The organism is Actinoallomurus bryophytorum, assembly GCF_006716425.1.
Lineage (GTDB): Bacteria > Actinomycetota > Actinomycetes > Streptosporangiales > Streptosporangiaceae > Actinoallomurus > Actinoallomurus bryophytorum.
Genome location: NZ_VFOZ01000001.1, coordinates 7,574,060 through 7,586,492 on the forward strand (window position 1 = coordinate 7,574,060; position 12,433 = coordinate 7,586,492).

At 71.0% G+C, this 12,433-nt stretch carries 10 protein-coding genes; 4 read left to right on the forward strand and 6 right to left on the reverse strand.

The features are described from left to right. Nucleotides 1-12: 12 nt before the first annotated feature. Nucleotides 13-1,809: a glycoside hydrolase family 15 protein gene (locus FB559_RS35065; RefSeq protein WP_141961208.1), complete on the reverse strand. Its 1,797-nt coding sequence runs from the start codon at nt 1,807-1,809 to the stop codon at nt 13-15. A 181-nt stretch (nt 1,810-1,990) separates the two neighbouring features. Between FB559_RS35065 and FB559_RS35070 the strand changes: the two genes are divergently transcribed. Next, entirely contained in the window at nt 1,991-3,517 is a 1,527-nt protein-coding gene (locus tag FB559_RS35070) for an MFS transporter (RefSeq protein ID WP_246122329.1), read from the forward strand. A gap of 48 nt (nt 3,518-3,565) precedes the next feature. Here FB559_RS35070 and FB559_RS35075 read toward each other — a convergent pair whose 3' ends face one another. Together FB559_RS35075 and yczE are read right to left on the reverse strand one after the other, a co-directional pair. Beyond that, a complete protein-coding gene (locus FB559_RS35075) occupies nt 3,566-4,390 on the reverse strand; it encodes a hypothetical protein (protein WP_141961210.1) in 825 nt (274 codons plus the stop codon). A 164-nt stretch (nt 4,391-4,554) separates the two neighbouring features. Then, nucleotides 4,555-5,229: a membrane protein YczE gene (yczE, locus tag FB559_RS35085; RefSeq protein WP_246122331.1), complete on the reverse strand. Its 675-nt coding sequence runs from the start codon at nt 5,227-5,229 to the stop codon at nt 4,555-4,557. Between the two features lie 80 nt (nt 5,230-5,309). Between yczE and yczR the strand changes: the two genes are divergently transcribed. Further along, nucleotides 5,310-6,728 carry a MocR-like transcription factor YczR gene (yczR, locus tag FB559_RS35090; RefSeq protein WP_141961211.1) on the forward strand — a complete coding sequence of 473 codons (1,419 nt, stop codon included), beginning with the start codon at nt 5,310-5,312 and terminating at the stop codon, nt 6,726-6,728. Here yczR and FB559_RS44265 read toward each other — a convergent pair. From FB559_RS44265 to FB559_RS35100, 3 genes are all read right to left on the reverse strand, one after another. After that, nucleotides 6,719-6,871, reverse strand: a complete 153-nt coding sequence (locus FB559_RS44265) for a hypothetical protein (protein WP_185792546.1) — start codon at nt 6,869-6,871, stop codon at nt 6,719-6,721. The two genes, yczR and FB559_RS44265, sit on opposite strands and share 10 nt — an antisense overlap. A gap of 219 nt (nt 6,872-7,090) precedes the next feature. Then, nucleotides 7,091-7,774: a response regulator gene (locus FB559_RS35095; protein WP_141961212.1), complete on the reverse strand. Its 684-nt coding sequence runs from the start codon at nt 7,772-7,774 to the stop codon at nt 7,091-7,093. After that, nucleotides 7,771-8,925, reverse strand: a complete 1,155-nt coding sequence (locus FB559_RS35100) for a sensor histidine kinase (RefSeq protein WP_185792547.1) — start codon at nt 8,923-8,925, stop codon at nt 7,771-7,773. The genes FB559_RS35095 and FB559_RS35100 overlap by 4 nt, the downstream gene beginning before the upstream one ends. 142 nt (nt 8,926-9,067) lie before the next feature. Here FB559_RS35100 and FB559_RS35105 point away from each other — a divergent pair, with 142 nt between their 5' ends. After that, nucleotides 9,068-9,814 (forward strand): ABC transporter ATP-binding protein, encoded by a 747-nt coding sequence (locus FB559_RS35105; RefSeq protein WP_141961213.1) that lies wholly within the window; start codon nt 9,068-9,070, stop codon nt 9,812-9,814. An 82-nt stretch (nt 9,815-9,896) separates the two neighbouring features. Further along, a complete protein-coding gene (locus tag FB559_RS35110) occupies nt 9,897-12,305 on the forward strand; it encodes an ABC transporter permease (protein ID WP_141961214.1) in 2,409 nt (802 codons plus the stop codon). The last annotated feature ends 128 nt before the right edge of the window (nt 12,306-12,433 follow it).

Genomic DNA, 12,433 nt, shown 5'->3' on the forward strand with positions numbered 1-12,433 from the left:
GCGGCGTGCCGCTCAGGCGGTACGCCGCCCGCCGCGCAGGCCGTCGTGGCCTTCGAGGTCGTACGCGGTGAGCACGAGGGGTACGTGGCTGAACGCCTGCGGGAAGTTGCCGACGAGGCGCTTCAGCCGAGGGTCGTACTCCTCGGCGAGCAGGCCGACGTCGTTGCGCAGGTCCAGGAGCCGCTCGAACAGCTCCCGCGCCTCGTCCGTACGCCCGATCTGCTGGAGCGCCCCGGCCATCCAGAAGCTGCAGGCGAGGAACGCGCCCTCCTGTCCGGGCAGCCCGTCGACGCCCTGCTCCTCGCCGGTGGCGTACCGCTCGACGAACCCGTCGGTGGTGAGCTCGCGCTGGACCGCCTCGATCGTGCCGACCACACGAGGGTCGGACGGCGGCAGGAAGCCGACCCGGGGGATGAGCAGCAGCGCGGCGTCCAGCTCGCGCGAGCCGTACGACTGGGTGAACGTGCCGCGCTCCGCGTCGAAGCCCTTCGCGCACACCTCGCGGTGGATCTCGTCGCGCAGCGCACGCCACTGGTCGAGCGGGCCGCGGCGGTCGAAGCTCTCGATCATGCGGACCGCACGGTCGACCGCGACCCACGTCATGACCTTCGAGTGCACGAAGTGCCGCCGCGGGCCGCGTACCTCCCACAGGCCCTCGTCCGGGTCGCTCCAGTGCTGCTCGACGAAGCCCATCATCGCGCTCTGCAGCGACCAGGCGTGGCGCTCGGGCTGGATGCCGCTGCCCACCGCGAGGAAGAGAGAGTCGGCCACCTCGCCGTAGACGTCGAGCTGGAGCTGTTTGGCCGCGGAGTTGCCGACGCGCACAGGACGCGAGCCCTCATAGCCCGGCAGCCAGTCCAGCTCGTACTCCTCCAGCCGGCGCTCACCCGCCACGCCGTACATGATCTGCAGGTCCTCCGGGCTGCCGGCCACCGCCCGCATCAGCCACGCGCGCCAGGCCTTGGCCTCGTCGCGGTAGCCGCTGCGCAGGAGCGCCTCGAGCGTCATCGTGGCGTCGCGCAGCCAGCAGAAACGGTAGTCCCAGTTGCGCACACCGCCGATGGCCTCGGGCAGGGAGGTGGTCGCCGCCGCGACGATGCCGCCGGTGGGTTCGTAGGTCAGCGCCTTGAGCGTCGCGAGCGAGCGTACGACGGCGTCGCGGTACTGGCCGGTGTAGGTGCACTGCCGGGCCCAGTCGGTCCAGTACCGCTCGGTGCTCGCCAGGGCCTCATACGGGTCGACGTCGCGCGGCGCGGGAAGGTGTGAGGGGTGCCAGGTGAGGACGAACGGCAGCGAGTCACCCTCGCAGACGACGAACGTCGCCCGGTGGGCGAAGTCGTGGCCCTCCAGCTCGACCGGGCTGCGCAGCCACACCGAGTCGGGGCCCGCGATGCCGGTGAGGTGGTCGCCGATCCGCCGCATCCACGGCATGGCACGGCCGTAGTCGAACCGGATCCGCAGGTCCAGGCGCATCGGCACCCGGCCGGAGACACCCTCGATGATGCGGACGACGTCCGCCGCGTCACCGCGCTCGGGCATGAAGTCGAGCACGCGGACGGTGCCCTCGGGCGTCTCCCACTCGGTCTCCAGGATGAGCGTGTCGCCGCGGTACTGCCGCCGCGTCGCCTTTCCGCCGGAGGCCGGGGTGATCTGCCAGCGGCCGTTGTCGGGGCCGCCCAGCAGTCCGGAGAAGCAGGCGGGGGAGTCGAGCCGGGGGAGGCAGAGCCAGTCGATGGAGCCGTCGAGCCCTACAAGCGCGCAGCTGAAAAGATCGCCGATGAGCGCATAATCTTCAATTGGCGCAGACAACCTGATTCTCCCTCGACCTGGTGGATTCGACTCAGTGCGTACGCTAACGCGGCACTGTGCTGTTCACGAGACGAATCACTCGACCTTGCGCGCTGTTTACCTATGTCGATCCCGGTTAGTAATCATCCGGTCGCCGTCGTGACCGATGGTGGGGCCAGCGAACCGACGTAGGAGGCCGGCAGTGGATCGAACGGAAGGTCCGGCGGCGCCGCCGGATACCGTACGCAGCCTCGTCCCCGCCCGGATCGACCGCCTGCCGTGGTCGCGGTTCCACACCCGGATGATCGCCGCGCTCGGCGTGGCCTGGGTGCTGGACGGCCTGGAGATCCAGATCGCGAGCATCATCGGCCCCGTGCTCCAGCATGCCGACACGCTGAACCTCACCTCGAAGGAGGTCGGGTTCTCCGCCACGATCTACCTGCTCGGCGAGGTCTTCGGCGCGCTGATCTTCGGCCGGCTCTCGGACAAGCTGGGACGCCGCAAGCTGTTCATCGTCACACTCGGGCTCTACCTGGTCGCCAACGGCCTGACGGCGCTGTCCTTCAACTACCCGATCTTCCTGTTCTTCCGGTTCGCCGCCGGGATGGGCATCGGCGGAGAGTACGCCGCCATCCACTCGGCGATCGACGAGCTGATCCCGGCGCGGTACCGGGGCCGCGTCGACCTGGCCGTGAGCGGCACCTACTGGTTCGGCGCGATCCTCGGCTCGCTCGGGGAGTACGTCCTCCTGGACCCGGACCTGCTGCCGAGAAACCTCGGCTGGCGTCTCGGCTTCCTCATCGGGCCGGTGATCGGCGTCGCGATCTGGGGACTGCGCCGTAACCTGCCGGAGAGCCCGCGCTGGCAGCTCATGCACGGGCAGGCCGAGGCGGCAGAGCGCACGCTCGCCCAGATCGAGCGTGAGGTCGAGTCGTCCGGCGTACGGCTGCCCAAGGTCGACGAGACCAAGTACATCGAGGTCGAGGCGCACGAGTCGACCTCGTTCGCGCAGGTCGCACGGACGCTGTTCCGCGAGTACCCGAAGCGCTCGGTGCTGGGCGCGACCCTGATGATCAGCCAGTCGTTCCTCTACAACGCGATCTTCTTCACGTACGGCCTCGTGCTCAAGCACTTCTACGGCGTCGCCGACCATGACGTGGCCAAGTACTTCTTCGCCTTCGCGGCGGGCAACCTGCTCGGGCCGCTGGTCATCGGGCGGCTGTTCGACACGATCGGCCGCAAGCGCATGATCTCGAGCACGTACCTGCTGTCCGGCACGATGCTGGCCTTCAGCGGCTGGCTGTTCAACATCGGCGCGCTGACCGCCGTCACGCAGACGATCCTGTGGTCGGTCATCTTCTTCATCGCCTCGGCCGCGGCCAGCTCCGGCTACCTGACGGTCAGCGAGATCTTCCCGATGGAGCTGCGCTCGCAGGCGATCGCGCTGTTCTTCGCCATCGCGCAGGTGTTCGGCGCCCTCGGCCCGACCATCTTCGGCTCGCTCATCGGCGACCAGGACCACCCGAACCCCGGACGCCTCTTCATCGCCTACCTGATCGCCGCCGGCATCATGATCATCGCCGGGATCGTCGCGGCGTTCTGGGGCGTCAAGGCGGAGCAGACCTCACTGGAGGACATCGCCGCGCCGCTGTCGTCGGTCCGCCGCAAAGCCGACCGCCTCGGGGACAAGCTCGACCCCGGCACCGGCCCGGGGCCCGCTCCCGCCTAGGCGATCGAGTCCAAGGGGTTCAGCGGTCAGGGCGCGCATGGTCGGCGCTCAGAACTCGCCATACCGACGCTGATGCCCCGCGGGCCTGGCGAGCAGGCGCACGGGCCGGATCATCGCGAGCATCGCCACAGGCAGCGCCACGAACGGCAGGACGGTCACCAGCGTGAGCGGCATGCCGCTGAGGTAGCCGAGCGTGCCCAGTGCCTCGCCGGACGCGCGATCGGTCACCAGAATCGTCCCGGCGGTCACCAGAGCGGCGGCACAGCCGGCGAACGCGAGCCGCGTGTCGCGGCCGGCCAGCGCCGTCACCGCCGCGGCAACGGTGACGAACAGCAACGCCATCTCCACACCCCAGTGCAGCATCGAAGGGCGCATGACGATCGAACCGGCCGGTGGCGGCCCGCTCGCGTGGCTGTTCCACCGGTATTCGAAACCGGGCGGGTGCGTACGGGCGCCGATCGAGGTGCGCATCCGGGGTGGCCGGACCAGCAACGTGTAGCCCGGATACCCGGCGGCCTCAAGCGTGGAGCGCACGCCCCTCCCCGGGATGCCGAACGTGGGGTGCCGGCCCCGCCCGTCCGCCTGAGGAACCTCCGTACGGGCGAGCGGGAACGCCGCGCCCGGCTCGACGGCCGTCGCCCTGAGCGTCCTGCCGGGGAAGAGCACGGCCGCCAGCCGTCCGCCCAGGTCCCGCAGTTCTCCGTCCGAGTGCACGCCACCGCCGACCCAGAAATCGACCCGGCCGCTGCCGTCCGCACGCAGAACGACCTGAATGTGAGCTCCCGGAGCCGGTGGCCGCCCGCCGGCGCCGCACCCGGCGGCGGCGAGCAGAAGCAGAACCACCGCCACCATGGCCCAGCGTTTCCACCTCATGCCTCTCCCCATCATCGCCCCCGAGTTCACGACAGCCTGGCCGGACCGGATAGCGACGAGATCTCGTTTCAACGGCAGATCCGAGACCCGCGAGGAGTACGCCTGGGACTCCGAGACGCTCCGATGGGAGCTGGAACCCGGGGATGATGCCGCCTGCCGCCCGGCTAGCGCCGTACCGGCGCTTCTGGAACGACCGGCTCGACGCCCTCGAACTCCACCTCGACGCGATGCCGGACGACGAGGGGTGATCTCTCGGCCTTCAGGAGCGGGATGAAGACGTGGGCGAGCGGGCCGATCGCCACGGCGTACAGGAGGGTGCCGATGCCGACCGTGCCGCCCAGCGTCCAGCCGATCGCCAGCACGGTCACCTCGATGCCGGTGCGCACGAGGCGCAGGGAGTGGCCGCGCGCGGCCAGGCCGGTCGTCAGGCCGTCCCTGGGGCCGGGGCCGAAGCCCGCGCCGATGTAGCAGCCGGTGGCGAAGCCGCCGACGAGGATCGCCGCGACCAGGTACGCCCAGCGCAGTGCGAGCGGTCCCGGATCGGGCAGCAGCCACAGGAACAGGTCGGCGAACGCGCCGGTGAGGATGACGTTGCTGATCGTGCCGAGACCGGGCCGCTGGCGGAGCGGGATCCACAGGAACATCACCAGGGCGCCCGCGATGATGATCCAGGTGCCGATCGACAGGCCGGTCTGGCGGGCGAGCCCCTGGTGGAGTGTGTCCCACGGGTCGTTGCCGAGCCGCGAGGCCACCTGGAGAGCGATGCCGAGGCCGTAGAGGGCCAATCCAATGTAGAGCTGGGCCAATCGGCGTACGAGCACGGCTCGCCTCCCCGTCACGGTGCCGCCTTGGTGCGACGGATGCCATTGAGTCAGAGAGATGGCTTGAAAGATAAGAGCCAATCGTGAAAAGTGGCCTTATGTCGACGCGAACCATCAATGCCACGACGCTCGCCCGGCTCCTCGGCGGAGCGCCGGCGGTCCGGCCGTACTACGCGGCGATCGGCGGCGGGCTGCGCGGTCTCGTGCTCGACGGCCGGCTTCCGCTGCGCACCCGCCTGCCGGCCGAGCGCGACCTCGCGGCCGTCCTCGGGGTGAGCCGTACGACGGTCACCGCGGCCTATGACGCGCTCCGCTCGGAGGGGTTCGTGGAGAGCCGGCAGGGCGCCGGCAGCTGGACGGCGCTGCCCGCCGGCACCCCGGCACAGGCCCGCCACGAGCTCGCCGGGGACCGTACGCTCATCGACCTGGCCTGCGTCGCGCCGGCCGCGCCCGCGGGCTTCGAGGAGTGCGTCGCCGCGGCCGTCGCGGAGCTGCCGCGCCACACGGGCGGCCCCGGCTACGAACCGCTCGGCCTGGCCGGGCTGCGACAGGCGATCGCCGAGCGGTACACCGTACGCGGCGTGCCCACCCTGCCCGAGCAGATCCTCGTCACGACCGGCGCCCAGCACGCGCTGTGCCTCGTGGTCCAGGCGTTCGTGCATCCCGGGGACGCCGTGCTGGTCGAGTCGCCGACGTATCCGCACGCCCTCGACGCCCTGCGCCGGGCCGGGGCCCGCCTCGTGCCCGCCGGAGTCAACGCCGGGTGGGACCTGGAGCTCATCGCCGGCGGCATGCGCCAGGCCGCGGCGCGGCTCGCGTACGTGATCCCCGACTTCCAGAACCCCACCGGCCGGCTCATGGCCGACGAGGACCGCGCCGCGCTCGTCGCCGCGGCCCGCGACGCGGGGGCGTATGTGGTGAGCGACGAGACGTTCGCCGAGCTCGCCGTGGACGACGTCCCGAGGTCGAGGCCGCTCGCCGCGCATGACACCGACGGCCGGGTCATCAGCATCGGCTCGGCGGCCAAGGTGCTGTGGGGCGGCCTGCGCATCGGCTGGATCCGCGCCGGCCAGGCCCTCGTACGCCGCCTGGCCGAGGCGCGGGAGACCGTCGACCTGGCCAGCCCGGTACTCGAACAGCTCATCGTCACCGAGCTGCTGGACCGGATCGAGACGATCACCGCCGACCGGCGCACGATGCTGCGCGAACGGCGCGGGGCCCTGGTCGCGGCGCTGCGCCACGAGTGCCCGGACTGGGAGTTCGAGGTCCCGCCGGGCGGACTGTCACTGTGGGTGCGTCTGCCGGGCGGCTCCAGCACGGCACTGGCGGCCGCGGCGGGACGGCACGGCCTGCACCTCGTGCCGGGGACGGCGTTCGGCGTCGACGGGGTCCTGGACGACCACATGAGGGTGCCGTACGTCCTGCCGCCGGACCGGCTGCGCGAGGCGGTCACCAGGCTGGCGGCGGCCCGCCACGACGCGCACGCCGCACATCCGGTCCCGCGGGCCTACGTGTAACCGTTCGGCCGGGCACGGCAGGCGCCTCCCGGTCCGGCCGAGATCCACCGCGAGACCAGCCGGGTGCCGAGGGCGCCGGCCGTCGCGACGGCGAACGCGAGGCCGCGCAGCGTCTCGGCCGGCACCGCGGCCAGAAAGCACAACCGCTCCGCGGCGTCGGCAATGGGCTTGCGCCATCCTGAACGGGCTGGTCAGGGTGCTGGTATGACGGTGTTCGTGAGTGCTCCTGCTGTTGGTGGGCGGGTGTCCCATGGCTAGATCGTCTGTCAGCGGCTCGTTTCGAGGTTGGCTGAGACCAGGGTGTGCCGGCGCATCTGGAACGCGGCGGACTCGTGGTCGCGATCGTCCTTCTGATCGTGCCCCTACCGTCGACGCGGCACGAGTCCGGTTTCGAAGGCGACGATCGCCAGGTGGACGCGGTCCCGAGCCTCGAGCTTGGCGAACAGACGCGCGACATGCGTCTTCGCGGTCGCCGCGCTGATCACCAACCGCTCGGCTATCTCAGCGTTCGACAGTCCCTGTCCGACCAGTGCCAGCACCTCGCGCTCCCGGTCGGTGATCCCCGCGATGGGACTCGAGTCCGCGGCGGGCCCGGCGTCCGGTTCGGGGGCCGCGGGGCCGGACGTTCCGGCGAAGTCCGCGATCAGCCGTCGGGTCACGCTCGGCGCGATCAACGCGTCGCCCGCGGCCACCACGCGGATCGCTTCCAGGATCGCGTCCAGGGCCATGCTCTTGAGCAGGAATCCGCTGGCCCCGGCGCGTAGTGCGCCGTAGACGTGTTCGTCGTCGTCGAAGGTCGTCAGCACCAGCACCTTGGGCGGGTCCGGCTCGGCGGCCGCCTGCCAGGTCGCCTCGATCCCGTCCACGCCCGGCATCCGGATGTCCATCACCACGACGTCCGGCCGCAGCTCACGCACCAGGCGCACCGCCTCGCCGCCGTCGCCGGCCTGGCCGACCACCTCCAGGTCGTCGGTGTCGCCGATCAGCATCGTGAGCCCGACGAGCATCAGCGGCTGGTCGTCGACCAGCAACACCCGCACGCTCATGCCGGGATCCTCGCCGTCACCCGGAATCCCCCCTCCGGACGCTGGCCGGCGCTGAACTGGCCGGACAGCAACGTCACCCGCTCGCGCATGCCGAGCAGGCCGAAGCCGCTCCCGCCGGCCGCGGAGAGCCTCGGACGGCCCGGCCCGCCCAGACCGTCGTCCCCGTCGTCCACCACCTCGATCGTCACCCCTTCCGGCTCGTAACCGACCGCGACCCGGCACGTCCGCGCCTGGGAATGCCGCACCACGTTCGTCACCGACTCCTGGATGATCCGGAACGCCGACAGCTCGATCTCCGGCGGGAGTGGACGCTGCTCGCCCCGCCAGGTCACGTGGACCCGCACCCCGGCGTCGGCCGTGCGTACGGCGAGCTGCGGGACGTCGGCCAGGCTGCCGGCCGGCGCCAGCGGAGCGGTCTGCGGCATGGCGTCGTCCGGCTCGGCGCGGCGTAGCGCCCCGAGCATCCGCTGCAGCCCGAACAGCGTCTCCCGGCTGGTGGTCTCGATGCCGGTCAGCGCCTGCCGCGTCTGCTCGGGCTTGGTCTGGACGACCCGTGCCGCCGCTCCCGACAGCACCGTGATGATCCCGATGCTGTGCGCGACGCTGTCGTGCAGTTCGCGGGCGATCCGCAGCCGCTCGGTCAGGACGGCGCGGGCCGCCCTCTGCTCGTGCAGGGCTTCGAGGTATTCACGGCGTTTGCGATACACCCCCCCGAAGACCCACGCGACCGCGAACCAGAACGCGAGCCCCCCGGCGAACTGGGCCGCGTCGCTGACGGTCTCCCCGGGGATGTGGGTGACGTTGACGAACGCGGCCGCGACGGCCGCGACGAAGCCGACGGCGGCAGCCTTCGGCCGCCGGACAGCGAGGTACCCGCCCAAGGCGACGAGCAGGACGAACACGATCGAGGGCCGCGCGCCGAAGATGTCGCCGAGGACTGCTTCGCCCAGGACCGCCGCGAAGACCGCCGCCGGCAGACGGCGCACGAGCAGGACCGGAAGGGCGAGCACGAAGAAGAGCCCGGTCCGAGAGGCCGGCATCGTCCAGGCGAGCATCAGCGCGTAGAAGCAGGTGGTGGCCAGCACCGCGGCCTGTGACATCAGCCAGGTCACGCGCTTCGATGTCGAGAGACGCCGGAGAAGCTCTTCCATGCGGAGATCGTATTCAGCGACGTCGGCTCTGCGCGTCGCCCCGGGGATGTACACGCCGTACACCGCCGAGCCGATGACCTGGGGAACGGTGACATCCACCGGCCGACGCGACGGATGGCGTTCGGTTCCTAGGTTCGTGGACATGACGAATGCACCGCTGATCGATCTTCGCGATACGACGAAGAAATACGACGACGGCCCGCCCGCGCTGGCCGGTGTGACCTTGTCCGTGGCGTCCGGTGAGTGCGTAGCGATCCTCGGCCATTCCGGCAGCGGGAAGTCCACGCTGCTGAATCTGATCGCCGGCCTGGACAGGCCCTCCAGCGGCAGTGTCACCGTCGACGGCACCCGCGTCGACCGGCTCGGTGAGGCCGGTTCGGCGAAGTACCGCCGGGCCTCGATCGGCATGATCTTCCAGTTCTTCAATCTGCTCGACGACCTGACCGTGCTGGACAACGTCATGGTTCCAGCGCAGCTGGCCGGGATGGGCAAGGGCGAAGCGAAGCGGCGGGTCATCGAGCTGCTCGGCTCGCTGGGCATCGACCGGCATGTCAAGGCCTACCCGCAGCGGCTGTCCGGCGGGCAACGGCAGCGGGTGGCGGTGGCCAGGGCCCTGATGAACAAGCCGGCGCTGCTGCTGGCCGATGAGCCGACCGGCGCTCTGGACTCGAGCTCGGCCGAGGACGTGCGCCGGCTGCTGCTGGACCTGAACAGCGAGGGCCAGACCATCCTGCTGGTCACCCACGACGTGCAGCTGGCCGCGAGCACCGCGCGCCGCACGATCGAGTTGGTGGACGGCGCGGTCGAGCGGGACGTCATCAACTACGGCAACGGTGCCGGCCTGGCCGCCCGCACGCCGCCGACCCGTCAGACGGGAGCGGTCGGATGACACTGCGCAAGCCGCCGATGCCCCGGCGCCTCTTCGAGGTCGGATTCCATGCCATGGCCCGCCTGCTGCCGGCGGTGAGCCGGTGAGCGCCTTGGGCAAGGTCGTACGCTCCGGCGTGGGCCGTCGTCGGGTCCAGTCCCTCGTCATGGCCCTGACGACGTTCGCCGCGGTGACGTCATCAGTACTCTCCCTCGGCCTGCTGGCCGTCGTGCAGGCCCCGTTCGACCACGCCTTCAGTGCTCGGAACGGGGCGCACCTGGCGGTCCAGTTCGACGGCTCGAAGGCCACGGCCGCGCAGGCCGCCGCCACCGCGCACGCCGCCGGCGTCACCGAGGCGGCCGGACCGTACCCGATCGCCGCCGCCCTGGACACGACCGTCGGCATGGACTGCTCCAAGAAGGATTGGGCCGGTCACGACAACGGTCCGATCACCGTCACCACCCGGCCCGACCTGGGTAGCACCTCCGGGATGGACCAACTGGTGCTGACCCAGGGGCGCTGGCCGACGAGCTCGGGCGAGATCGCCCTGCCGTGGCAGCACTATGCCACCGTCTGCTTCGGCGATTCGGTGGTGTTCTCCTCCCTGCCGGGCAAGCCGTCGTTCAAGGTCGTCGGCTTCGGCGGCTCGGTGACCAACAGCGCGACCGCCTTCGCCACCGCCGACGGTTTCGCGCGGCTCACCGCTGCCGGCGCCAAGTCCGACGAGCAGATGCTCTACCGGTTCGCCAAGGCCGGGACCAACGCCGACATCGCCACCGACAAGAAGGCGGTGGCCGCCGCCGCGCCGGCCGGCGCGGTCGAGGGCGGACAGACGTACCTGACCGCGGAGCAGCAGGCGACCGGCAACGCCAAGGCCTACGTGCCGTTCCTGATCGGCTTCGGGTTCCTCGGGCTGTTCATGTCGGTGCTGATCATCTCGATCGTGGTCAGCGGGACTGTGGCCTCGGGAATCCGGCGCATCGGGATTCTGAAGTCGTTGGGCTTCACCCCTTCGCAGGTGGCCCGCGCCTACACCGCGCAGGCCATGATCCCGGCGACACTCGGCCTGGTGCTTGGCACGGTTTTCGGCAACCTCCTGGCTGTGCCGATCCTGGGCGGGGCCACCAAGCAGCTCGGCGCGGGCAATGCCACGATTCCGTTGTGGGTCAGCGCCGTGGTGCCGCTGGGCACCCTGCTGATCGTCGGCGTCACGGCTTTGATCCCGGCACTGCGGGCCGGCCGGATGCCGACGGTGCGGGCTCTGGTGGTCGGCCGCGCCCCCAAGGCCGGGGGCGGTCAGACGGCGCAGCGTCTGGCCTCGCGGCTGCCGCTGCCCCGGGCCATGTCGTTGGGGCTGGCCCAGCCGTTCGCCCGGCCGGTCCGGGCCGTACTGGTCGGTGCGGCGGTGCTGTTCGGCGTGGTGAGTGCCACGTTCGCGGTGGGGCTGGAGACCGGGTTCAATAAGTACCTGGACACCAGCACCTCAGGCTTCAACGTCGCGTCGGAGTTCGTGGAACCCACCGCCGACGTGGGCGTGCCCTGGGGTCTCTACGGCCCCAACGACCCGCGCAACCCGCACCTGGATGCCGCCAAGGTGGCCGCCGCGCTCGCCGGGATCCCGGGCACGAAGGCCGCGTTCGGCTGGGGCGAAAGCGGCGCGACCATGGTCGGCGCCCCGCCCGGCGGCGAACCGACGCGGGTGTTCACGGTCACCGGCGACTTCTCCTGGACGCACCTGGAGCTGCTGTCCGGCCGCTGGTACTCGGCGCCCGGCGAGGCCGTGGTCGGCGACAAGCTGGCCTCGGCGGTGGGGATCCACGTCGGTGACGACGTCACCGTGGTGCAGCAGAACAAGCAACTGCCGCTGAAGGTCGTCGGCATCAACTTCGACACCAACGTGGGCGACTACACGCTCATGACGGATGCGGCCACCTTCACCGCCGCTGGTCTGACCCCGCACATCGACCAGTTCAACGTCGAGCTGGCCGACAACGTCAACGGATCGGACTGGTCCACCTCAGCCGCCGCCGCGCTGACCCCGCTGAACGCCTCGGTCCAGCCGAACTCGGGCGGGGGCAAGAACATCGTGGTGATCACCATGGGCGCCCTGGTCGCCACGCTCACGCTGATGATGATCGCGGTCGCCGCGCTCGGGGTGCTGAGCATGGTGGTGCAGGACACCCGGGAGCGGGTCCATGACCTGGGGATCTTCAAGGTCCTCGGGATGACACCCAAGCAGACCATCGCGATGGTGCTGACCTCGGTGTCCCTCACCGGCCTGATCGCCGGGCTGATCGGGGTCCCGCTCGGGGTCGCGGTGGAGAAGGCGACGCTGAACCCGATGGGGAACGCGATAGGCCGGCACCTGCCGCCGAGCGTGTCCCACACCTACACCGCCGGCCTGCTCATCCCCCTGCTGGCCGGCGGGATCGTGATCGCCCTGCTCGGGGCACTGCTGCCGGCCGGCTGGGCGGCACGGACCCGGACCGCCACCGCGCTGCGGACCGAGTAGGACCGAGTAGAGCCGCCGGCCGCCGCGGCAAAAGCGGTGCTGGGCACTGCACGGCGCGGCAAGAACGCCGATGCCGGCCTCCCCTGGTTGACACCCCCGGGAGGTCGGCCCGGGACAGCCGCCCACCA